22 protein-coding genes are annotated in these 21959 nt (G+C 33.3%); 5 read left to right on the top strand and 17 right to left on the bottom strand.

Going from position 1 to position 21959, the window contains the following annotated elements:
• Positions 1-332: 332 nt before the first annotated feature.
• A complete protein-coding gene (locus PHR76_RS02295; protein WP_300058051.1) occupies positions 333-1097 on the top strand; it encodes an alpha/beta hydrolase in 765 nt (254 codons plus the stop codon).
• A 37-nt stretch (positions 1098-1134) separates the two neighbouring features.
• The gene (yihA, locus tag PHR76_RS02290; RefSeq protein WP_300058048.1) at positions 1135-1752 is read left to right on the top strand and encodes a ribosome biogenesis GTP-binding protein YihA/YsxC; all 618 of its coding nucleotides are present in this window, start codon (positions 1135-1137) and stop codon (positions 1750-1752) included.
• On the opposite strand, the gene gldC is transcribed toward yihA, so the two are convergent.
• Both gldC and gldB read right to left on the bottom strand, forming a co-directional pair.
• Positions 1749-2081, bottom strand: a complete 333-nt coding sequence (gene gldC, locus PHR76_RS02285; RefSeq protein ID WP_300058045.1) for a gliding motility protein GldC — start codon at positions 2079-2081, stop codon at positions 1749-1751. The two genes, yihA and gldC, sit on opposite strands and share 4 nt — an antisense overlap.
• Positions 2081-3037: a gliding motility lipoprotein GldB gene (gene gldB / locus PHR76_RS02280; RefSeq protein WP_300058042.1), complete on the bottom strand. Its 957-nt coding sequence runs from the start codon at positions 3035-3037 to the stop codon at positions 2081-2083. The genes gldC and gldB overlap by 1 nt, the downstream gene beginning before the upstream one ends.
• Positions 3038-3152: 115 nt before the next feature.
• Here gldB and nadE point away from each other — a divergent pair, with 115 nt between their 5' ends.
• Complete coding sequence (gene nadE, locus PHR76_RS02275; RefSeq protein WP_300058039.1) at positions 3153-3962, top strand: NAD(+) synthase; 810 nt, start codon at positions 3153-3155, stop codon at positions 3960-3962.
• Positions 3963-4080: 118 nt separating this feature from the next.
• Positions 4081-4710 carry a response regulator transcription factor gene (locus PHR76_RS02270; RefSeq protein WP_300058036.1) on the top strand — a complete coding sequence of 210 codons (630 nt, stop codon included), beginning with the start codon at positions 4081-4083 and terminating at the stop codon, positions 4708-4710.
• A gap of 980 nt (positions 4711-5690) precedes the next feature.
• On the opposite strand, the gene PHR76_RS02265 is transcribed toward PHR76_RS02270, so the two are convergent.
• From PHR76_RS02265 to rlmN, 8 genes are all read right to left on the bottom strand, one after another.
• Positions 5691-6380, bottom strand: coding sequence for a hypothetical protein (locus PHR76_RS02265; protein WP_300058034.1), 690 nt, complete (start codon positions 6378-6380; stop codon positions 5691-5693).
• A gap of 4 nt (positions 6381-6384) precedes the next feature.
• Positions 6385-8304, bottom strand: coding sequence for an AHH domain-containing protein (locus PHR76_RS02260; RefSeq protein WP_300058031.1), 1920 nt, complete (start codon positions 8302-8304; stop codon positions 6385-6387).
• 130 nt (positions 8305-8434) lie between these two features.
• Positions 8435-10423, bottom strand: coding sequence for a DNA primase (dnaG, locus tag PHR76_RS02255; protein ID WP_300058028.1), 1989 nt, complete (start codon positions 10421-10423; stop codon positions 8435-8437).
• 118 nt (positions 10424-10541) lie between these two features.
• Positions 10542-11648, bottom strand: a complete 1107-nt coding sequence (locus PHR76_RS02250; protein WP_300058025.1) for a hypothetical protein — start codon at positions 11646-11648, stop codon at positions 10542-10544.
• A gap of 34 nt (positions 11649-11682) precedes the next feature.
• Positions 11683-12366, bottom strand: a complete 684-nt coding sequence (locus PHR76_RS02245) for a hypothetical protein (protein WP_300058022.1) — start codon at positions 12364-12366, stop codon at positions 11683-11685.
• Positions 12353-12913, bottom strand: a complete 561-nt coding sequence (locus PHR76_RS02240) for an RNA polymerase sigma factor (protein ID WP_300058020.1) — start codon at positions 12911-12913, stop codon at positions 12353-12355. The genes PHR76_RS02245 and PHR76_RS02240 overlap by 14 nt, the downstream gene beginning before the upstream one ends.
• Before the next feature lie 167 nt (positions 12914-13080).
• Positions 13081-14061 (bottom strand): polyprenyl synthetase family protein, encoded by a 981-nt coding sequence (locus PHR76_RS02235; RefSeq protein ID WP_300058017.1) that lies wholly within the window; start codon positions 14059-14061, stop codon positions 13081-13083.
• Positions 14062-14111: 50 nt separating this feature from the next.
• On the bottom strand, positions 14112-15161 hold the full coding sequence (gene rlmN, locus PHR76_RS02230; RefSeq protein WP_300058014.1) for a 23S rRNA (adenine(2503)-C(2))-methyltransferase RlmN: 1050 nt from the start codon (positions 15159-15161) through the stop codon (positions 14112-14114).
• Between the two features lie 71 nt (positions 15162-15232).
• Between rlmN and PHR76_RS02225 the strand changes: the two genes are divergently transcribed.
• A complete protein-coding gene (locus PHR76_RS02225) occupies positions 15233-15874 on the top strand; it encodes an O-methyltransferase (protein ID WP_300058012.1) in 642 nt (213 codons plus the stop codon).
• On the opposite strand, the gene PHR76_RS02220 is transcribed toward PHR76_RS02225, so the two are convergent.
• The 7 genes from PHR76_RS02220 to PHR76_RS02190 all read right to left on the bottom strand — a co-directional run bounded on the left by PHR76_RS02220 (position 15869) and on the right by PHR76_RS02190 (position 21913).
• Positions 15869-16432, bottom strand: a complete 564-nt coding sequence (locus PHR76_RS02220) for a phosphatase PAP2 family protein (protein WP_300058010.1) — start codon at positions 16430-16432, stop codon at positions 15869-15871. The two genes, PHR76_RS02225 and PHR76_RS02220, sit on opposite strands and share 6 nt — an antisense overlap.
• Position 16433: 1 nt before the next feature.
• Positions 16434-16778 (bottom strand): twin-arginine translocase TatA/TatE family subunit, encoded by a 345-nt coding sequence (locus PHR76_RS02215; RefSeq protein WP_300058008.1) that lies wholly within the window; start codon positions 16776-16778, stop codon positions 16434-16436.
• 64 nt (positions 16779-16842) lie between these two features.
• On the bottom strand, positions 16843-19098 hold the full coding sequence (locus PHR76_RS02210; protein WP_300058006.1) for a M1 family metallopeptidase: 2256 nt from the start codon (positions 19096-19098) through the stop codon (positions 16843-16845).
• A gap of 56 nt (positions 19099-19154) precedes the next feature.
• Positions 19155-19664, bottom strand: coding sequence for a DUF6702 family protein (locus PHR76_RS02205; RefSeq protein ID WP_300058004.1), 510 nt, complete (start codon positions 19662-19664; stop codon positions 19155-19157).
• The gene (locus PHR76_RS02200; protein WP_300058001.1) at positions 19665-20453 is read right to left on the bottom strand and encodes a hypothetical protein; all 789 of its coding nucleotides are present in this window, start codon (positions 20451-20453) and stop codon (positions 19665-19667) included. It abuts the gene before it with no gap.
• Positions 20443-21114: a hypothetical protein gene (locus tag PHR76_RS02195; RefSeq protein WP_300057998.1), complete on the bottom strand. Its 672-nt coding sequence runs from the start codon at positions 21112-21114 to the stop codon at positions 20443-20445. Before PHR76_RS02195 ends, PHR76_RS02200 begins: the two co-directional genes overlap by 11 nt.
• Positions 21115-21151: 37 nt before the next feature.
• Positions 21152-21913 (bottom strand): carboxypeptidase-like regulatory domain-containing protein, encoded by a 762-nt coding sequence (locus PHR76_RS02190; RefSeq protein ID WP_300057996.1) that lies wholly within the window; start codon positions 21911-21913, stop codon positions 21152-21154.
• Between the last annotated feature and the right edge of the window lie 46 nt (positions 21914-21959).

Raw genomic sequence — 21959 nt, 5'->3', positions numbered from 1 at the left:
ATTTACCACAAAATACCACTTTGTTAATAAGTTTTACCACTTTACTTCCCACATTGAATTAGAATAAAAAGAGGAATTGAATCAAAAAAACAAAAAATTGCCCAAAACATGCGGATTGAATTGAATCTCAATGCTTCATTGAATTATAATTTTCCAATTATAATTCACAGAGGAAAGCATATTAATATTTAAAAGGGTTTAAAAATGCTGATAACTAGAATTTTATAAGAGTTGTCGATTTTAATTATTTAATCCATCAAATAATCGTGTTAAAACATCATTTTTATAGATAAAATCATATATTTGTGTGCAATTGAAAGCTGTGATTTTGAATGGAACAACAATTTAAAAAAGAAGGAAAATATAGTTATTTTGAAGCGGGTGAAGGAACGCCAATCATTGTATTGCATGGACTCATGGGAGGGCTAAGCAATTTTAGTGGTGTTGCCAATTTTTTTCCTCAAAATGGCTATAAAGTTGTTATTCCGGAACTACCTCTTTACACCCAAAATATTTTAAAAACCAATGTCAAAGCTTTTGCTAAATTTGTAAAAGACTTCATCACGTTTAAAGGATTTGACAAGGTAATTTTATTGGGTAATTCATTAGGTGGTCACGTTGCTTTATACCATACCAAAATGTACCCTGAAAAAGTTACCGCCATGGTATTAACCGGAAGCTCAGGCCTTTATGAAAGTGCGATGGGTGACACCTATCCTAAACGAGGTGATTATGAATATATTAAACAGAAAACACAAGCTGTTTTTTATGACCCCAATATGGCAACAAAAGAAGTTGTAGACGATGTTTTTAACATTGTAAATGACCGTATTAAAGTGATTAAAACACTTACTATTGCAAAAAGTGCTATTCGTCATAATATGGCAAAAGATTTGCCTAAAATGCCAGTACCCACTTGTTTAATTTGGGGAAAAAATGACAAAGTAACTCCGCCAGAAGTCGCTGAAGAATTTCACAAACTGTTGCCTGTATCCGATTTATTTTGGATAGATCAATGCGGTCATGCAGCCATGATGGAACGTCCAGACGAATTTAACCAAATTCTATTGACTTGGCTCACAAAAAATAAAATATAAAAAGTCCGTTTGGACTTTTTTAGTTTAAATACATCCTATGAAAATTACATCTGCCGAGTTTATCATTAGTAATTCCGAAGTCAGTAAATGTCCGAAAGAACCTTTACCTGAATATGCTTTTATTGGACGTTCCAATGTGGGAAAATCGTCTTTAATAAACATGCTGACCAATCATAAAAACTTAGCTAAAACCTCTTCTAAACCAGGAAAAACACAGTTAATCAATCATTTCAAGATTAACAACAATTGGTTTTTAGTAGATTTACCCGGTTATGGCTATGCTCGCGTTTCAAAAAAATCAAAGGCTGTTTTTCAGCAATTTGTGACTGATTATTTTGAAAAAAGAGAACAAATGGTTTGTGCTTTTGTCTTAATTGACATTCGACTAGAAGCTCAAAAAATTGATTTAGAATTTTTTACTTATTTAGGCGTAACAGAAGTTCCTTTTTGTATCGTTTTTACTAAAGCGGATAAAATTGGGAAAACCAAAATTCACTCGCATGTAGAAGCGTATCGCAAACAAGTTTTAGCTAGCGGTTGGGAAGAAATGCCTCAACATTTTGTAACGTCTGCTACTGAAGCTACTGGAAAAGAGGACTTGCTTTCTTATATCGATGAAATTAATCAAGAAATGTTTAAAAGCAATTCATTTTAAGCTTTCAATTCTAATTTTTCGGCAAAATAATCGCAAAAATCACGCATCGTATCAGCCATTTTCTCATCGGTAGTTGCTCGCTGAAACGTATCAGCCATTGCGACTAAGGTTTGGTGAAAGAAAATTTTCATTTCGTCAACGGGCATCTCTTTTGTCCATAAATCAATACGTAATGATTCTTTGTTTTTTGCATCCCAAACAGAAAGCATCATGGCTTTGGTTTCTTGGTTACTAATTCCGCCATCTTCTGCGGTCCAGTGCATTTTTTCAGGGACTTTATTTCCATCTAATTCGATGTCGAATTTTATTTCAAATCGTTTATTTGCCATTATTTTTTTGGTTTATATTTTGAGCGTTCAAATACTTCTTTCGCATCCATTTTCATCAAGTCGTCCACAGAAACTTCATTGTTTTTCATAAAAGACCGAACAATTTGCCAACCCATCCAAACCCCTGTTTTCCCAGGTGATTCACTGTCTAATTCTAAATAAAATTTAGAAAAAGGAGCGGGGGCAATAAAACGGGCAATTAATTTAGAATCGGTATCATATAAAAGATTATCTTCAATAAAATACCGCCAAATTTCCGTTTGATTTTCTTCGCACCAAGTTTGTTGTTCTTTGGTATAGCCTATTTTAGAAAAATCGTCATAGTCTGGCAAAATTAAATCTTTTAGGTACATTTCTTTCCCAAAATAAATCATTTGAGCCAAAAATGTTTTATCTCTTGGCGGAGCAATAACTCGTGTAGAAAAATCAGCTACTATATCGGGCATGATTTGTGAACGTTCAAATGTTTGCGTAAAATAAGCCGGAAACTCATAAAATTTATGGTCTTTTCCTAAATACAAATCTAATGAAACTAGCAACAACGAATCCGAATAAATCACTTTGTGTTGATAATCCATTTCAGAAATTAACGTAATTACTTTTTTAGGTAAAACAGTGTTGGGAAAATAGTATTTGATGTGTCGAAACGTTTTTTCTATTTCAGCTTGAATAGGACTAAAATCGCTGTATTTTTTTTGGACTTCGGCATATAATTCACGGTAAAGCGGATTGGTCATTTTTTCAATAAAAACGCTATCTGCTATTTCATTAGGAAAAAAAGCAGCATATTTACGTCGCATACTTGAAAAATCAGCAATAGGTGTTTCATAAAAAACCTTATCAAATCGTTCTACTTGAACCGTTAGCGGAATTTTCTCAGTAGCTTTTTCTATCTTTGATTTTTCATTGCAAGAAACAAAAGCGACAAACAATAATAGTAAAAAAAGTTTTTTCATTTTGTTATTTATTATCAAGAACTCCATTGGCGTTCGGTTTCAAATCTTTTAGTATTTTTACCTTTTAATTTAATCCGTGCAAATATACAGTACGCATTTGTATTCCTATTATAAGATGACACAAAAAAAAATTCCGCTCGATATAGAAAAAGTCAACCATCACATTGTCAATTGGCTGAAAACATATGCTGAAAACGCAAGAGTGAAGGGTTTTGTTGTGGGTGTTTCTGGCGGCATTGACAGTGCGGTCACTTCTACATTATGTGCTCAAACAGGTTTAAAAACACTTTGTGTCGAATTGCCCATTCATCAAGCGGCATCACAGGTGAGCAGAAAAAAAGAGCATATTGTTCATTTAAAAAACAGATTTCCTAATGTCGACAGTGTTTTAATTGACTTAACAGAAACCTTTGAAACTTTTAAATCAAGTGTACCAAATTCGACAGATGAAGCTAAATATAATTTATCATTAGCGAATTCAAGAGCTCGTTTACGAATGACTACCTTATATTATTTGGCGGGAGTTCATGACTTATTAGTGGCGGGAACAGGAAATAAAGTAGAAGATTTTGGCGTGGGCTTTTATACCAAATATGGCGATGGCGGTGTCGATTTGAGTCCGATTGCCGATTTGATGAAGTCGGAAGTTTTTGCTTTAGGGCGTTATTTAGAAGTGCCAATTTCTATTTTAAACGCTGCTCCAACGGATGGGCTTTTTGGAGATGACCGCTCGGATGAAGACCAATTGGGAGCGAGTTATGACGAATTAGAGAAGGCAATGCTAGCAGTAGAAAACGGAAAAGCTGAAGCGGATTTTAAAGGGCGAGAATTAGAAGTTTTTAACATTTATACTCGCCTACATCGGGTTAACCAGCACAAAATGAATCCCATACCAACATGCATTATTCCTAAAGAATTAAGATAAATAGATGTTTTATGTTAAATATTTTAGTCAGAAATACATTCCATTCCAAAAAAATACAGTACCTTTAACTGCCCTAAATAATTATTAATCATTTTTTCTAACCAAAATACCACTTCTTATGATTAAAGTTTGTTTAGCCGATAACCAGCCTGTAGTTCACTTCGGGGTGAAATCGTATTTTAAAGATCATGCAGAAATTAGTGTTGTGGGCCATGTGGGCAATTACAACATGATTCTAGACATGCTCAAAATTAAACCCATCGACATCTTGGTTTTAGACCTTGAGTTGGAAGGGTTGACAACTATTAACCTCGTGAAATATATTTTAAAAGAATTTCCGTCTACTAAAATCATTATTTTTAGTAATTTATCAGAAAACATTTATGCTCCAAATTCGTTAAAAGCGGGTGTCGCTGCTTATTTACATAAATCAGCTAAATTAGAAACTTTAGGCAATGTTATTGTCAAAGTGAATAATGGAGCGGTTATTTTTAATGATACTATTAAAAAGAATTTAGCGTTGATTGCCAAACAAAACAAAAGCGAACGCTTATACCGTAAATTATCAAATAGAGAAATTGAAGTTTTACGTTTTTTGAGTGATGGTAAAAAGAATAATGAGATTTCTAAAATCTTAGGATTAAACGAAAAAACGATTAGTACTTATAAATTGCGATTACTCACCAAACTGAATGTAACCAATCTTGTAGATTTAGTCAATAAAGCCAAGACGTTGGAGATAGTATAAAACCTAAAAAGACCTCAATTGAGGTCTTTTTTTATCTAAAATAATTAAAATATAATAAGTCGAATTACTTAAACTCAAAATTTACTTTTAAACTTATGGAAAACCTATTTCTACTTCTCTAATGATTATTTTCTTTCCTTTAAAATCTATTTCATCAATTATGAAAAAGACATAGTTTTGATTTCTATATTTTTCATGTACTTCAGAAAGTTCTAATTCTGTGATTTCAGAAATATCAATTGTCTTTTCCTTTATCTACTTCAAAAATCGTTTATTTTTACAGAACTTTAATGGTGGGTGGTTGTCTCCAATATACGAAGATGATTTTTGATTATAAAACGCAAAATGAAATAATTCAAAACCTCTATTTTTTGATGTAGTCTTATGAACTGCATAAAAAATTGTTTCATTTTTATTATTGTTATCTCCATCATCAATACCAAGCCAATTTTTATGAACTATTCTATTAATCTTTTCGTTATCTTTCTTTATTAGAATATACAAAGTGTCTTTTGTCTGAGCAGTACTTAGACTATAACTAAATAAAAAAAATATTAATATTATAAAAAATTTCACTTTAAAATTCTTATTTAATGAACAACTTTTATATTACTATCAATTTCGTTAATCTCTTTAAACCATTGTGATGAACTTTTAATTTCCACGTTTGGTATTCTCCAATTTTGAAACTATTAAGAAAATCAATAAAATAATCCTTAAAAACATTAAACCAAGTTGGAATCTTTATTACATTTAGATTGGTAGTATGTTTTGCAGTCTTTTCTAAAAAAGGTTCAGGTAATCTTCATATGGAATAAAATCACTTTGTATATCTCCAATAATTCCCTCAGTACTCTGAAATTGAGTTCCGGTTTCTTTTGTGTTCAAAGAATTATAAATCAATTTATAATATTTCATTTTTATGGATATTGAATTAAATTTGCTATTTGTTGCAAATTCTTATTCAGATTTTGAATAATCTAATATATAACCTTTATTCTTTTATCCATTTCTTCTATTTCCTGAAATGCAAAACCAGTAAATCTTTTTTCTTCAATAGCATTTTTTAACCTTTCAGAAACATAATATCCTAAACCTGTCATCGGCATATTTGCTAACCTTAAAATATCATTTTCTTGTTTTGAAAAATCTAATACAAGTTCGTGAGCAAGTAAAAAAGGAGGAGTAGTGTGCTTTTTCAATTCTGCATGATAATCTTCATAATTGTAAAACTTTACAACTTCACCGATACTATTTCTCATAACCCAGTCTTCATTAATTTCAAATTTCGATTTTTCAAAATCAATAATATCCTTTTGACTTGGGTAAGAAAGATGAAATAAAGAATAATCTTTTAGAAGCTGCTTTTTATGATGAACATCTATACTCCAAAATTGAAAATCTGCTATTTTAAAATCTTTTAAAAAATCTATAAAATAGTTCTTTAAAACTAAAAAAACAGAATAATCAATAGAAACTACGGAAAGGTGGGTTGTTTCTTTTGCCTTACTTTGCAAAATCGGTTCGGGCAAAGTAAATTGTCTTTGAATCGGCTCGTCAACACCAAATCGAAATTCATTAAAATCAAGAATATTCTTAGCTGAAAGTGCTTGTGGATATATTCCTATTTCTCTTGTATTTATACTCTCTTTACACCAGTAGTATTTCATTTTTCTAATTAATTAGATTTGCAATTTGACCTAAATTCATATTTGGATTGTTCTGAATCAAAGTCTTTACTTGATTTGTAAAATTAACTAAATTAACATATGCTTCTTGTGGTGTGTTCGATATTGCATTCAGCTGTGTTAATTTTTGCCCGATCTTATTGTTATAAAGATTATGCCCTGTTAAATGATTAGTTGAAGGTAATGGAATGCCGTTAATAATATCATTCATGTGCCAAGCATCCCCAGATTTAGCCGCCTTTTGAACTATTGCACTATTACAAAAATCCCATGGTATTAAATGATGTGCGTGTTGACCGTTTGAAGCAAATGAACCCAAACCTAAAACTTTTCTTAGTTGAGCTCTATCACCAAAAGTAATTAAATTTGCGGTTACTTTCCAAATTAAAACCTCTTTTGAAGCAATATTTGTTGCTACATTAAAATAGTTTTTAGCTCTTAACCCAAACTTAGTTGCAGCAGAACCGAATCCTACAATTGGTAATGCACTAGCAAAACTTAAACCAGAGTTTAATTTATCTCCCTCTAAAGCATATAATACCCCATTAATCAAATCTGCTGGCTCTCCTAACAAAGGAACTAAACCAACAACATCAAGACCTAAATGTATTACGTCTTTAAGTGTCTCCCATATCAAAGTTGCTTCGTTCCAGCTTGGGTTAAGTGTCTTTAAAATTCGATATCTGATTTGCAATCTTAATAGAAATACATCTTGCTTTTCAGCATCTAAACTACTTAAGTCGAGGTCAATGTCAGAATCTATTTGATTTAGATAATCGATATCTAAAGAATTATCTAAACCATGCATTTTCGTTTTAACACTAAGACTTACTAATTTAATTGCATCTTGTTGATTTGCCTCTTCTTTAGCAAGCAAAGCTAAATCTCTAGCAAACCCCAAATCTGCATTGTCAGAATTCACATAATCTTTAATTAAATTTTTAATTTCTTCTGGTGCTCCCATCGGATAAGGGTTTTTTAACCAATAATAAAGATCACTATTTTCAGTTTCTAAAGGATTTAAGAAGTTATCATACATAAAGCCTTCATATTCTTCATACTCTAATGGATTTGGAACTACAACAACCGAGTCAGGATCTAACCCCAATGAATTTGAATTTCCACTAGAACCCAAACCTGAGTTACTTCCTGATCCCGAACCCGACCCAGAACCGCTGTTACCTGTTCCTGATGAGCCAGTTCCTGATGAGCCTGATGAGGTTCCTCCGCCACCTCCAGTTGAACAATCCGCAAGAACTACATATGCGGCACATTGGAAACAAAAGCAGTTGTAAGGAATAAAATTACAACTACAGTAAATTATATTTTGACATTCTGCATTCACATAACTACTTGAAGCACCATCAGGAATTGGAGTAGAAGTATCTAACATCATTCCATTTTGATATATACTCATAGATTTTAACGTATAATCTGTTTCATAATTTTCTACTACACCACTGAATGTTTTTAAATCAAAAGGAATATCCTTATTGTCAGGTAACCACCTATAAATAAATGATTGCAAACTATCACCTTTTTCAACTACATGAAGATTTTCAAAAAAATACGGACTATCTTTATCTATTTCGTTTTTTATGACAATAGAATAACTAACCAATCCTTCATTGGGGTAATAAACCAAAATTTTATCTAAATCTAAAATCAAATGAGCGAATGATTCAAATCTTGAAGATTCTCTAGCAAATTTGTTTATAGATTTATTTTTCTTAGCAAATTTTTCTACTACCGGATTTAAAAAAGGAACTTTATCAATAGAGACAGTTTCTAATTTATAATTGTGTTCATGACTCTCTACCTTATTAAGCAAGTCCTCATTTAAACAACTATTCATAATAAAAGCTAAACACAAAAAAGACAAGATTTTAACTGGTAATTTTTTCATACTAATTAAATTTTTGCTAGACATAATTATTTATATATCATGTTAAAATTGCAAAAAAACTATTCTTACAAAAAATAAAATAAAATTAACAAAAAATTAACTTTAGTAGATTATGATTGGTTAATACAGATTAATTATAATCCGAACGCATTCGTCCAATTTTTCGGGTAATATTTACTTTAAGTTTGTTGTAATCGTTAATCATCACAATAATTTCTTGCGGAGAAAAAGTGGGGTTTTCTTCTTGAAGTTGAAGAATTAATTCTTTGTTCACTTGCGTAATAAGGAATTCTCTAAATGTGACAATCGTTTCCGAAACTAAACGAGAGAGAATTTCAAAGTCGTCTTTTTCTTTTACAAATACTTGTTTTTTATCTAGCCAACCATGTAATTGGTATTTTTCATCAGTCATCAAAATATCGGTCACCACCGAAGCTTGTCCCGGCTGTAAATTATTGACATACTGATTTTTATCAAATTCTTTATTGAGATGATAATGTGAAATCAAATCAACATAAATGGCATTAAAAAGCGGGTTTGCTAACTCAATTTCATCTTCTTGTAAGCTTAAATAAATGCGTTCATAAATTTTTTGCTGCACTTTTTCAATGGTTTCTATTTCTTTTCCCTCGTCGTCATACTGCAAAAAAACATTTTCAAACTCCACTTCATGATGTCCATACAATAATAAAATTTCTAAAATTGTTTTTTCCAACAAGGTTAAAATATCAATTTTAGAAATCACAGAATCGTGTTCTGTTTTAACAATTTCAAACGCTTTTTGTTCCTGTTTGAATTTTTTATTGGCTTCAGACAAATCCTTCTGCGTCATTTGAGCCAACGTGCTAAACAAAACTTCTTCTGAAATATCCATGATACGAGCACATTCCTGAATATAAATTTCTTTTTTAATCCGGTCAGGAATTTTAGAAATACTGGTCACCATATCTCGAATTAACTCGGCTTTTTTGATGGGATCATTCTTGGCTTCTTTCATCAACAAAGAGGCTTTGAACTGAATAAAATCCTTCGCATTTTCCTCCAAATACGCCACCAATTCGTTATAAGGCGTTTTTTTAGCGAAACTATCGGGGTCGTCACCATCAGGAAAAGTGCTTATTTTCACATTCATTCCTTCTTCCAAAATCAAATCAATTCCACGTAATGAAGCTCGTAAACCAGCCGCATCACCATCAAATAAAACGGTAATATTTTTGGTTAATCGATTTACGAGGCGAATTTGATTTGGCGTTAAAGCCGTTCCTGAAGAAGAAACGACATTTTCAATTCCCGCTTGATGCATTTGAATTACATCCGTATATCCTTCTACTAAATAACAATTATCTTGTTTGGCAATAGCTTGTTTGGCATGAAAAATTCCATACAATACATTGCTCTTGTGGTATATTTCGCTTTCAGGTGAATTAAGGTATTTAGCTGCTTTTTTATCATTGGTTAAAATCCGACCGCCAAAACCCAGTACGCGACCCGACATGCTTTGGATGGGAAACATGACGCGACCTTTAAAACGGTCAAATTGTTTTCCTTCGCCTACAATAGTCAGTCCTGTTTTTTCTAAAAACTCCAATTGATACGATTTGCCGAGAGCCTCTTTAGTCAACGCATCCCATGTGTTAGGAGAATAACCCAAGTTAAATTTTTTGATGGTTTCAGTCGTAAAACCACGTTCTTTGAAATAAGTTAGCCCGATTGCTTTGCCTTCTTCTTCTTCCCATAATACGTGCTGAAAATAAGTACTAGCAAATTCTGAAACCAGGTACATACTTTCTTTTTCATTGGCCGCCACGGCATCTTCTTCGCTAGAAACCGTTTCTTCTATCTCAATATTGTATTTTTTTGCTAAATAGCGAATGGCTTCAGGAAACGTAAAATGTTCATGTTCCATCAAAAATGTCACGGCATTTCCGCCTTTGCCAGAACTGAAATCTTTCCAGATTTGCTTGACGGGCGAAACCATAAACGAAGGCGATTTTTCATTAGAAAACGGACTCAACCCTTTCAAATTACTGCCCGCCCGTTTGAGTTGCACAAAATCGCCAATGACCTCTTCGACCCGAGCGGTTTCAAAAACTAAATCGACAGTACTTGGTGAAATCATGGTTGTTTTTCAAAGAATGTAAAAGTACATAATTCCATTTTTAAAAAAGGATTTCCTCAAAAAAAAGGTGCTTCTTTATGAAACACCTTTTTTGAAATATAAACTAACTGTACAAATCTTAATTGAAATCAAATCGCAATCCCATCGAGATATTGTGCTGATCAACTGGGTTATCTATAAAAAGAGGATTCAAATTGTATTTAACATATAATGAAGTTGCTCCGTATCCAACATAACCACTCAATCCGTAAACCAAAGTAGATACGTTAAAATCACCTTTTTGTTTGTACTTTATACGAATATCATCTTCTTCATAACGTAATTTTTGAGTAGATTGATAATTTAAACCTCCAAATCCACCAACACCTAAACGGACACTTTTGTGCGTTCTGAATCTTGAAACACCGTCTTCTCCTACCGTTTTTGGTGTAAAATCAAACTCTAAATGAAGTGGAAAAACGACCATAGAATTTCTGAATTTATTTTGACGTAAATTATTATCAAATGTTTGTAATGTGGTTATATCGCCCTCTTTTACAAAATAACGATTCTCCGTTGGACGCAAATTATTATACATTAATGATAGTCCATATTTAAAATGAAGCAAATTATTGTCTTTTAAAATTCTAGTATTAAAAGTAAATCCCCATTCGACAAAATTCGAACCCCATGTTTTAAAATCACTGTTTTCGAGCGAATTTGAATCGCCATCGGTCAATAAATTATTCAAACCGAAGGCAAATACAAACTGGGAAGTAGTTCGTTTTGATAGACGTTGCATCTTCTCTTCTTCACCACTATAAACTTTCATAGAACCAATGTTAATTTCAGTTTTGTGCTTTCCGATGGAATCAACGCCAGTTGAACCAAGTATAACCATAGTTCCGCCATAGGGTTTTGAAGTTTTCGTTTTTCCGTCAATCTCATCTTTAATTAATTGTTGCAATTTTGCCTCTTGTTGAGCTACTTTTTGCTCAATGATTTGAGCTCGTTTTTCGGCAGCATTTAATTTTTCTGTAGCCGCCATTTCTGCAGAAATAGTTCCATTTTCAAGCTTTTTTTCGATGTTTTCGACTTCCGTTTTTAGCGAATCTTTTTGCTGTTGGGTTACCATTCGGATATTTTCCGCTATGTTTTTAGCTCGATTTTCGAATGTTTCTTGGCTGTACATTTTAGTCGCCAATGTGCATAGCAATACTGCTGCATAAATGATAATTTTTTGCATAATTTTAAAATTTAACTGTTCGTGATGGATTGATTTACTCGTAATTTCGATTGGCCAAAGTAGACTTAATCGAATTGTAATTTTTATTGATAGATTGAATAACTTTAGTTCTAAACGACTCATTTACTTCTTGTTCTGCTTCAGAAAGCAACGTTTGTGGGTCGATTATAATTTTAGTTGGATTAACTTTTTTCTCGATTATTGGCACTTCTTTCGATTCGATTTCAGCTAACAAAGCAAGAGCATTAACATATTTATTTTGATTTGCTTTTGGAGTAGCTTTTGGAATTAAAACAACTTGTTCTTCAACTTTCAAATCTAAAAAAGCCTCTTCTTTTGGATTGATTCTCGTCGTTTTAACTTTTATTTTTTCGATTTTAGAAGAAGACTGCACTAGCGGTTTTAAGTCAGTCATAATCACTTCCCCTTCCAACTCTAATTTATTTTCTTCAATTTCTATTGGAAGTATAGTTTCTTTTACTATTGGATTATTCCTTTCGTTTGGTTGAAAAGATTTATACGTATTCATCAACACAATTCCAACTATTGAAAATCCAATTAATGTAGCCGCAATGGTAATCCAATTGTAATTTGGTTTTGATTTCTTTTCAGATATAGTCAACATCGAATCCAGACGATCCCAAGCTTCAGGAGAAGGTTGAATCGCTCTATTTTTCATAGATTCTTTGATTTGCTTTTCTATCTTATTCGGTTCCATTTTCCTTGTTTTTTAATTTTGAAAGCTGCTTCTGAAGCATTTTCCGTGCATGTGCTAATTGTGATTTTGATGTTCCTTCTGAAATTTCGAGCATTTTAGCAATTTCTTGATGCTTAAAACCTTCAATTGCAAAAAGCGTAAAGACCATTCGGCAACCATCTGGTAATTGGTCTATTAAAAGTTGAATCTCTTCGACCGAATAATGGTCTTCTAAACTATCCCATCGTTCTTCAAAAAAAGTTTCATCCTCAATAAATTTAACTTGTTTTTGAACCCGAATGAACGAAATGCATTCATTCACCATGATTCGCCTAATCCACCCCTCAAAACTCCCTTTGTGTTCAAAAGCTTTCAAGTTCGTAAACACTTTCATAAAAGCCGTAATCATGACATCTTCCGCTTGTTGTACATCTTTGATATATTGCCGACAAACCCCTAACATTTTAGGTGAAAACGTGGTATACAGCTGATGTTGAGCATGCCGGTTTTGTTTAACCGCAAGTTGAATAAGGTTTTTTTCGTCTCGATGTAAATTAATTACTTTCATTCTCGGTGCTCCGTATTCCGTTGCGGTTTTCTGTTGAGGTGCTTTACCCAGTGTTCTATTCTAATAGACGATTAAAAGTGCAAAATAGTTGTATGAAGTACTTAAAAAAGTTTGTTTATTTTAATAAACAAACCCTATCTAATTATAAAACAGCTTTTTATGAAAATCTATTTTTTGCGTTCTATCACATAGTTTACCATCAAAATCAAGGCGTCCTTATAATCGGAGGAAGGAAAATCGTTTAAAAGCTGAAGAGCTTCTTGTTGAAATTGAACCATTTTTTGTTCGGCATAAGAAAGTCCGTTGTTCTTTTTTACAAAAGCAATAACTTCTTTTACCCTTTTTTTATCTTTATTATGGTTTTTGACCGAATTAATGAGCCATTTTTTTTCTGTTTTTGAACAAGTGTTCAACGTATAAATCAAAGGAAGCGTCATTTTTTGTTCTTTGATATCGATTCCTGTTGGTTTACCGATGGCTTCTTCGGTATAATCAAACAAATCATCTTTAATTTGAAAAGCCATCCCAATCAATTCACCGAATTTTCTTGTTTTTTCAACAATTACTGTGTTTTCAGGCATTACTGAACACGCTCCTAACGAACAACAAGCAGCGATAAGTGTTGCTGTTTTCTGCCGAATAATTTCATAATAAATATCCTCCGTAATATCTAAGCGTCTGGCTTTTTCAATTTGTAATAATTCGCCTTCACTCATTTCTCGTACGGCAACCGAAATAATTTTAAGTAAATCAAAATCATTGTTGTCAATGGAAAGCAACAATCCTTTAGACAATAAATAATCACCTACTAAGACTGCAATTTTATTTTTCCATAACGCATTGATGGAGAAAAACCCGCGGCGACGGTTACTGTCATCCACCACATCGTCATGGACTAAAGTGGCGGTATGAATCAATTCAATGACCGAAGCTCCACGAAAAGTACGTTCATTCACCAAACCATTTGAAACCATTTTGGCCGTTAGAAAAACAAACATCGGCCGCATTTGTTTACCTTTTCGGTTCACAATATAATAGGTAATCCGATTGAGCAACGCCACTTTAGAAGTCATCGATTCATAGAACTTTTTTTCAAAAAGCTCCATTTCTTTCAGAATGGGTTGTTTAATCTGTTCGGTAATTTTCATAGAGTTTCAAAGATAAGTAGAATCTTAGAATACTACAAGACGAGAAGGCCTCAAAGTGCTTCATTTTTATTCGCTAATTGGCCACAAGCAGCATCAATATCTTTTCCTCTACTGTGTCGCACTTTGGCAATCACACCTATTTTGGCTAAAGCCGAGACATATTCCGCTAAGGCTTTATCCTCTGCTTGCTGAAAAATGCCGTCATCAATTGGATTATATTCTATCAAATTGACTTTACAAGGAACATATTTGCAGAATTTCACCAAGGCTTCAATCGATTTTGCATCATCATTAATTCCTTTCCAAACCACATATTCGTAGGTAATTTTGCTTTTGGTTTTCTGATACCAATAAATCAAACTATCTCGCAAATCGATTAACGGAAAACTTTTAGAAAAAGGCATAATTTCCGAACGAATCTCGTCGATTGCGGAATGAAGGGAAACTGCTAATTTGAATTTCACCTCTTCATCAGCCATTTTTTTAATCATTTTGGGAATTCCAGAAGTCGATAACGTAATGCGTTTAGGTGACATTCCTAATCCTTCTGGCGAAGTAATCATTTCAATCGCTTTGAGTACGTTGTTATAATTCATTAACGGTTCTCCCATTCCCATAAAAACAATATTTGAAAGCGGTCGATCAAAATACAAACGGCTTTCATTATCTATTGCCACCACTTGATCGTAAATTTCATCTGGATTTAGATTTCGCATCCGTTTTAAACGAGCGGTTGCACAAAAACTACAATCTAAACTACAACCTACTTGGCTTGAAACGCAAGCGGTTGTTCTTGTAGCAGTTGGAATTAACACACTTTCTACCACCAAACCATCATATAAACGCACAGCATTTTTAACGGTGCCGTCTTCACTGCGTTGCATTTGATCGACTTTGATGTGGTTAATCACAAAATTATCTTCGAGCATTTGACGCGTTTCTTTCGAAATATTAGTCATATCGTCAAAATTATAGACTTTTTTACTCCATAACCATTCATAAATCTGATTGCCACGAAAGGCTTTATCGCCATTGGCAACAAAAAAATCACGAAGTTGGTCTTTCGTTAACGCCCGAATGTCTTTTTTGGTGGTGTTCATTTTGCAAAAATAGGAAGTATTTATGGAATTGATTAAGTTGTAATTTGTAATTTTGCTCAAAATCAGATTATATGCATTTTCTTTCTGAAGATTTAGAAGATTATATTGCTTTCCATTCGCAAGACGAGCCCGAATTATTAGCCCAATTAAACAAAGAAACTTATCAAAAAATATTGCTTCCGAGAATGTTAAGTGGGCATTTTCAAGGTCGTGTTTTGAGTATGTTGTCTAAGTTGATTCGGCCAACTTCCATTTTAGAAATTGGAACTTATACCGGGTATGCAACGTTGTGCTTATGCGAAGGGCTGCAAGAAAACGGGATTGTTCATACCATCGATATCAAAGAAGAATTAATTGATTTTCAACGAAAATATTTTGACCAATCGTCCTGGGGAAATCAAATTCACCAACATTTAGGCAAAGCGATTTCCATTATTCCAACATTAGAAACAACGTTTGATTTAGTTTTTATTGATGCGGATAAAGAAAATTACCTCAACTATTACGAATTGATTTTACCCAAAATGAACCAAGGCGGCATTATTCTATCCGACAATGTTTTGTGGTCTGGAAAAGTTGTTGAGCCGCTAAAAGAGGGCGATTTGAGCACAAAAATTCTGTTGGAATACAACAAAAGATTGAAAGAAGATATTCGTATAGAAACCGTTTTATTGCCTATTCGTGATGGACTGACTGTTAGTCGTGTTTTATGAAATTGGGAAATAGCGTTTTTGAAAATAGCCATACAATTTATAAAACAAGGTGCCGTTAAAAACTCCAACCATAAATCCGACTAAAATATCAATTGGAAAATGCAATCCTAGATAAATTCTACTGTAGGCAAAGATTAATGGAAACGCAAATAATAGAAAGGCATAGCGGTAATGTTTTCTAAAAATCAAAAAGAAAAAGGTAGTGGATGCCATCGAATTAGACGCATGTCCGGAAAAGAAACTAAATGAACTTCGTTCTTGCACAATCCGAATAGCATTCTGAACCGTTGGATCACTACAAGGACGTAGCCTTTGGAAAGTGAATTTTGAAAAATTAGTTAATTGATCCGTTACTAGAATTAATAAAGCGAGGAATAAAACTACAAACCCAAATTGTTTCCAGCCTATTTTTCTCATTAAGAAATAGAAAACTATTATAAAAAAAAGACTCCAATGCAATTGTTTTGTAATCAACAACCAAAAATTGTCCCAAGCAGGTGAGCCAAGATTGTTAAGGTAAATCAGTAGGTTTTTGTCGAAGGCAATAATTTTTTCCAACTTAATTTTGTCTTTTGATTGGGCCTGTTAATTGGTCTAAATCCGCTTTGGTTTTTTCTATTTCTTTAGTCAGTGCTGTTTCAATTTCTTTCGGCTTTACAATATCGGCGACGTCTTGTTTTATTTTTTGAATTTCTTCTGTAATTCCAGCCGTTAAATCTTGCGTATTTAACCCGTTTTCACCAGCACTTTTTTGAATTTCGTTTTTGATGTCATCTGTAGCATGTTTTAGCTGCTTGATAATCTTCCCTAACGTTCTCGCTATTTCAGGAATTTTATCTGAGCCAAAAAGCATCAAGATCACTATAATGATGAGCAAAAACTCACCTCCACCAATTCCAAACATATTAATTTATTATTTAGCGGCAAATATACAAAGAAATTATAGCTTCCTTTTTTTGAAACGTTTTTTACTTTGATTTTTCAACGTCATCAAATTTAGACTTGATTTCTTCTTTTGGCCACACATTATTCGTTATATCAATATCGGCTGTTTCTAGTTTTGGGTCGAGTTGAATTTTTTTAATTGCTTTTTCTGTAGCAAAAATGCGAGTTGCAGTCTGGTTATTTTTTCTCCAAATTTGCTCTGGGAATTTTATCAATTCTGAGGCACCGTCTTCAAATTGTAATTCGACAATAATTGGCATAATCATACCGCCTGGTTTATCAAAAATTACTTCATAAAAATATTTGGGCGATTTGAGTTTAGTTCGTTCTACTGCTGAAAATTTAGTTGATAAAAAATCATTTAATGGAGCAATTTCTGCGGTATTTAATTCTTTTTTGCGTTTAGTATCTAATTCAGAATTATTCCCTTCGATTAAATACACATACGGTCCTTTTGCTGTTCCGAAACGACCTCGTCTGGTTCTTTGTTCTTTTAATTCGGTTGTTGGTTCTTCTGAAACATAGTATTGCTTGACGTCTTGAATGCCAATATCAACATAATCGGTTGAAAAAAACCATCCTCTCCAAAACCAATCTAAATCAACGGCAGAAGCATCTTCCATCGTTCTAAAAAAGTCTTCTGGCGTGGGGTGTTTAAACTTCCATCGGTTGGCAAAGGTTTTAAAAGCATGGTCAAACAATTCATGCCCCATGATGGTTTCCCGTAAAATATTTAATCCTGCAGCAGGTTTTGCATAGGCATTAGCTCCAAATTGATGAATCCCTTCTGAATTAGACATGATTGGTTCTAAAAACTTTTGGTTGCCACTCATATAAGGTACAATTTTATGAGCTGGCCCTCTACTCGATGGAAAATCAGCCATAAATTCTTTTTCGGTTAAATATTCTAAAAAGGTATTTAAGCCTTCGTCCATCCAAGTCCATTGTCGTTCATCAGAATTGACAATCATCGGAAAATAATTATGTCCTACTTCATGAATAATTACACCAATCATTCCATATTTTATTCGGTCTGACACATAACCGTTTTCATCCGGACGACCGTAATTCCAACAAATCATTGGGTATTCCATTCCTTGATCTTCGGCAGAAACAGAAATCGCTTTATGATACGGATAATCAAAGGTATGTCTGGAATAAGTTATTAACGTTTGTGCTACTGCTCGCGTAGAATAGGTTTCCCACAACGGATTAGCCTCGTTGGGATAAAGCGAAATGGCCATCACACTTTTAGTGTCTAATTTAACGGCCATAGCGTCTAAAATAAATTTTCGAGAAGAAGAAAAGGCAAAATCACGCACATTTTCTGCTCTAAATTTCCATGTTTTTGATTTATCCGAAAAACCTTTCTCTGCTATTTTTGCTTCATTCGGGGTAACAATTAAAACAGGCTTATCGTATGTTTTTTCAGCTAATTCATATCGTTTTACTTGTTCTGCTGAAAAAACTTCTTTTCGATTTAACAAAACCCCGGTTGCTTCCAACACATGGTCGGCTGGAACTGTTATATTTACATCATAATTTCCGAAAGCTAAAGCAAATTCACCTCGACCCCAGAATTGCATGTTTTGCCAACCTTCTACATCATTATAGACTGCCATTCTTGGAAAAAACTGAGCAATAACATACAAACGATTGCCGTCTTTTTCGAATTCTTCATAACCAGAACGACCGCCATCGACACGATAATTATTTAGATTATACCACCATTTAATAGAAAAAGATACTTTTTCTTTCGATTTTAAAGGTGTAGGTAAATTTATTCGCATCATCGTTTGATTGATGATGTAAGAAAGTGGATTTCCTTTGGCATCCTTTACATAAATCAAATTAAAACCGCCGTCAAAAGAATCTTGCATATGTTTTTTTACAAAATCATCAACAGGCAAGGAGCCATCCATGCGTTGACTTTCAATCAAAGATGTTTTTGATTCTCGGGAACGCATATTTTGGTCTAATTGAATCCAAAGATAATCGAGTGTTTCTGGAGAATTATTGTGATACGTGATGGTTTCGACGCCATCAATGCGTTTGTTTTTATCGTCTAAAACGATGTCCATTTTATAATCGGCTTGTTGCTGATAATAAGCTGGTCCTGGTGCTCCAGAAGCTGTTCTAAACATGTTGGGAGTTGCCAACAAATCATACATTTGGCTAAATTTGTTGGAATCATAATTCCCCGATTCTCTCTTGATTTCTGTTTTTTCTTGAGCAAAAAACAAGCTGGGAATCAATCCTAAAAACAACAACTTCTTCATTTATTTTAATTTTAACGGACTAAAATAAACAATTTAAAGTTGCTTTTATTTTTTTATCAGTACTTTAACAACTCACTGGAGTTGTCATCTGTTAATAAAATACTTTTTTTGATATTGAGCACCTTGGTGTGCGTAATATGTTGTTGCTCGGGAAGAACTTCAAATAAAAGTGTATTTTTCACTTCTAGGGTGTTGATTTTTGAGATGTCAATTATTTTTAAGTAACAAATTAATACATCGTCTTCCATTTCTTTTTGAACAAACTGCATCGTTTTTGGTTTGCCATTCACTCGAATAGAAAAATGAGTTGAAAGGTATTGCTTCAATTGCTCTTTTTGAATTTCTGTTTCTCGTTCTGAACCTAGATAAAACTTAGCTTTGTATTTATTTTCCAACGCATTATTTAAATCATCAATAAAAAAACGAGCAGTTACTTCAATTCGCTTTTTTTCGGGTATAAAATCAATTTGCGTGACCGAAACATAAAATTTATGAACAGAAAACGAGGCCAATCCAATGGTCAGCAATACAAGTATCGGAATTATTAATTTTTTGCGGATGCTCATTTAATCTTTCGGAATTTTTTTATAGTCTACACTTTTATTAATTAAAAAGTCAATTAAATCAATTTCGCGATTTACGGCTAACAATTGATTCACGTTAGCATCAGATTCACAATAAGCCAAAAACAAGCCAATCTCTTCTTGCTTCAAACCCAAGGTTTCGGTAAAAAAATGATAGGTAAACTTATCTTTTACTGCTTCTTGAAAATTTTTAGACGACGTGAATACCATTTTCTCTGGTTTATCTTTTTCAAAAATCTTTCCAATCATTTTTCCAATTTTAACAAAATCCATTCCGTACTGAATAGTTCCATCATAAACGCCAGGGTTTGTTGGAGTAGTTTGCAAATCGGCCTCGTATTGTAAATCAATAATTTGCCCCACATTTTCGTTAGAACGCATATCAATTATTTTCATGTTTCGCACATCTTTCATTAAATCACCGGTTAAAGTTCGTGGAGTGACCACTACTTCTTCAAGTTCATTTACAAACTCTTCTAATCGGATGATGAGCGTGATTACTTTAAAGTCATTTTCATTTAAAACCAATAGTCTTGACTTAAAAACAACATTGGAAAAATAAAGCGTATCCGTAGGCCGAGCATACATCGCAAATTCACCTAGATGGTCTGAAACAGCTCCTTTATTGGATGAAATATTGAATATCGTTACGTTTTCAATCGGCATCCGATCGGCCAAGATTTTTCCTTTAATCACTTCTCTGGGCACTAATTGAGCGTAACTCAGTTGCATGGCGAGTAAACACAGAAATAAAAGTAATTTATTTTTCATAATCTTCGATATATATTAAAAATTCTTGGGCTAATTCACCTAATAAAAAGTGGGTTCTATCTTTATTTTTTGCTGTTAATGCTTGAGCAAGATCGCCATCTTCTACAACATAATATTTGAAGCCACCAACATATACTTCAGGTATTTTTAACGAATCCATAAAAAAAGCATCATCAAAATAACTTTCTAATCGCATGATGTATCGCTCTCTTTTTTCAATTTCCAGTTGTTTCTTCAAATCTTTTGTTCGACCAGAAATCCAATTGATAAGCGGATCTAAAACACCTGATGTTGCTGTTCTAATTCGACGTTCAGCTGGCGTATACACTTTCGGTTTATAGGTAATAATCCCTAAACTCTGTGCAGTCATGGTTACATTTTCAGAAACCACCACTTCGTCTAATTGGTTTTCTTTTGCGGTCATTTCAACTTCTACATAACCCGATTGTATTTCTTTTGCCGTAATACTTTTTCGCCAATAATTTAAATGAACTGCCGAAAAGACAACCAAATCATCTTCTTTTACTTCTAAAAAAAAACCTCCTTTTGCATCGGTCACAGTGGCTTTTTCAGAAACTAAATTCAATACATGAATTCCTTCTGCCGAAGCATTTTCCACTTTGACCAAACCTCGAATTTTAATTGAGTTTTGTGCGGCCATGTTAAAAGAGGAGCAAATCAGAAATAATAGCATTAACTTATTCATCGGCTGCTAGAAAATTTAAAAAAACCGTAGCCAAACTAGCCAGTCGGAATTCCATTGCTGTTTTTTGATTTGTTTCCATATAACCTACAACCTCTTCATCATGAATAACATAATACTTAAAAGCACCAACATATTCTACAGGAATTTTTAATGATTGGCTGAAATATTCCTCCTTATAAAGATACGATAATTTTTCGTAACGTTTTTCTTTAATTTCTATTTTGACTTCCTTTTTTAATCGATTGGTTTTACCATTAATTTCATTGATTAGCCCATCGACACTCATTCCACCAAGCGGAATTAAAAGTGGGCTATACCATCTGAACTTCTCGGCAGTTCGCAAACGTCGTTCAGCCGGTGTATAGGATTTTGGAGTATAGTCTATAATACGAAGATCTTGAGCATTGATTTTGGTATATTCGGTCACCACAACTTCATCTAGCTTTTCTTCTTTTGGCGTAAGCAACACTTCAAAATTGCCGTTTTTAATGTCGCTTTCACGGATACTTTTACGCCAATAGTTTAAATGTACAGCTGAAAACACTAGTAAATCATCGGCTTTGACTTCTAGTTTAAAATCGCCTGAAGCATTTGAAATGGTAGCTTGCTCTGTAACCAAGTTCAACACATGTACTCCTTCCACAGGAGCCGAGTCTGCTTTGATTTTTCCTTGAATTAAAATTCGTTCCTTTTCTTGAGCGTTAGAAAGAAAGGAAAGTAAAAGTAAAAGTATAAGAAAGTTTTTTCCTTTCATGTCAAACGATTATCAAATCGGAGTTGTAAATCTATTTGGATTGTTG

Source organism: Flavobacterium sp., assembly GCF_028689845.1.
Lineage (GTDB): Bacteria > Bacteroidota > Bacteroidia > Flavobacteriales > Flavobacteriaceae > Flavobacterium.
This window is presented reverse-complemented; position numbering and strand designations above follow the sequence as displayed.

Excerpts from the sequence above, each read along its gene's own strand:
- PHR76_RS02295 (WP_300058051.1), top strand. The coding sequence starts at position 333 with ATGGAACAACAATTTAAAAAAGAAGGAAAATATAGTTATTTTGAAGCG.
- yihA (WP_300058048.1), top strand. The coding sequence starts at position 1,135 with ATGAAAATTACATCTGCCGAGTTTATCATTAGTAATTCCGAAGTCAGT.
- gldC (WP_300058045.1), bottom strand. The coding sequence starts at position 2,081 with ATGGCAAATAAACGATTTGAAATAAAATTCGACATCGAATTAGATGGA.
- gldB (WP_300058042.1), bottom strand. The coding sequence starts at position 3,037 with ATGAAAAAACTTTTTTTACTATTATTGTTTGTCGCTTTTGTTTCTTGC.
- nadE (WP_300058039.1), top strand. The coding sequence starts at position 3,153 with ATGACACAAAAAAAAATTCCGCTCGATATAGAAAAAGTCAACCATCAC.
- PHR76_RS02270 (WP_300058036.1), top strand. The coding sequence starts at position 4,081 with ATGATTAAAGTTTGTTTAGCCGATAACCAGCCTGTAGTTCACTTCGGG.
- PHR76_RS02265 (WP_300058034.1), bottom strand. The coding sequence starts at position 6,380 with ATGAAATACTACTGGTGTAAAGAGAGTATAAATACAAGAGAAATAGGA.
- PHR76_RS02260 (WP_300058031.1), bottom strand. The coding sequence starts at position 8,304 with ATGAAAAAATTACCAGTTAAAATCTTGTCTTTTTTGTGTTTAGCTTTT.
- dnaG (WP_300058028.1), bottom strand. The coding sequence starts at position 10,423 with ATGATTTCACCAAGTACTGTCGATTTAGTTTTTGAAACCGCTCGGGTC.
- PHR76_RS02250 (WP_300058025.1), bottom strand. The coding sequence starts at position 11,648 with ATGCAAAAAATTATCATTTATGCAGCAGTATTGCTATGCACATTGGCG.
- PHR76_RS02245 (WP_300058022.1), bottom strand. The coding sequence starts at position 12,366 with ATGGAACCGAATAAGATAGAAAAGCAAATCAAAGAATCTATGAAAAAT.
- PHR76_RS02240 (WP_300058020.1), bottom strand. The coding sequence starts at position 12,913 with ATGAAAGTAATTAATTTACATCGAGACGAAAAAAACCTTATTCAACTT.
- PHR76_RS02235 (WP_300058017.1), bottom strand. The coding sequence starts at position 14,061 with ATGAAAATTACCGAACAGATTAAACAACCCATTCTGAAAGAAATGGAG.
- rlmN (WP_300058014.1), bottom strand. The coding sequence starts at position 15,161 with ATGAACACCACCAAAAAAGACATTCGGGCGTTAACGAAAGACCAACTT.
- PHR76_RS02225 (WP_300058012.1), top strand. The coding sequence starts at position 15,233 with ATGCATTTTCTTTCTGAAGATTTAGAAGATTATATTGCTTTCCATTCG.
- PHR76_RS02215 (WP_300058008.1), bottom strand. The coding sequence starts at position 16,778 with ATGTTTGGAATTGGTGGAGGTGAGTTTTTGCTCATCATTATAGTGATC.
- PHR76_RS02210 (WP_300058006.1), bottom strand. The coding sequence starts at position 19,098 with ATGAAGAAGTTGTTGTTTTTAGGATTGATTCCCAGCTTGTTTTTTGCT.
- PHR76_RS02205 (WP_300058004.1), bottom strand. The coding sequence starts at position 19,664 with ATGAGCATCCGCAAAAAATTAATAATTCCGATACTTGTATTGCTGACC.
- PHR76_RS02200 (WP_300058001.1), bottom strand. The coding sequence starts at position 20,453 with ATGAAAAATAAATTACTTTTATTTCTGTGTTTACTCGCCATGCAACTG.
- PHR76_RS02195 (WP_300057998.1), bottom strand. The coding sequence starts at position 21,114 with ATGGCCGCACAAAACTCAATTAAAATTCGAGGTTTGGTCAAAGTGGAA.
- PHR76_RS02190 (WP_300057996.1), bottom strand. The coding sequence starts at position 21,913 with ATGAAAGGAAAAAACTTTCTTATACTTTTACTTTTACTTTCCTTTCTT.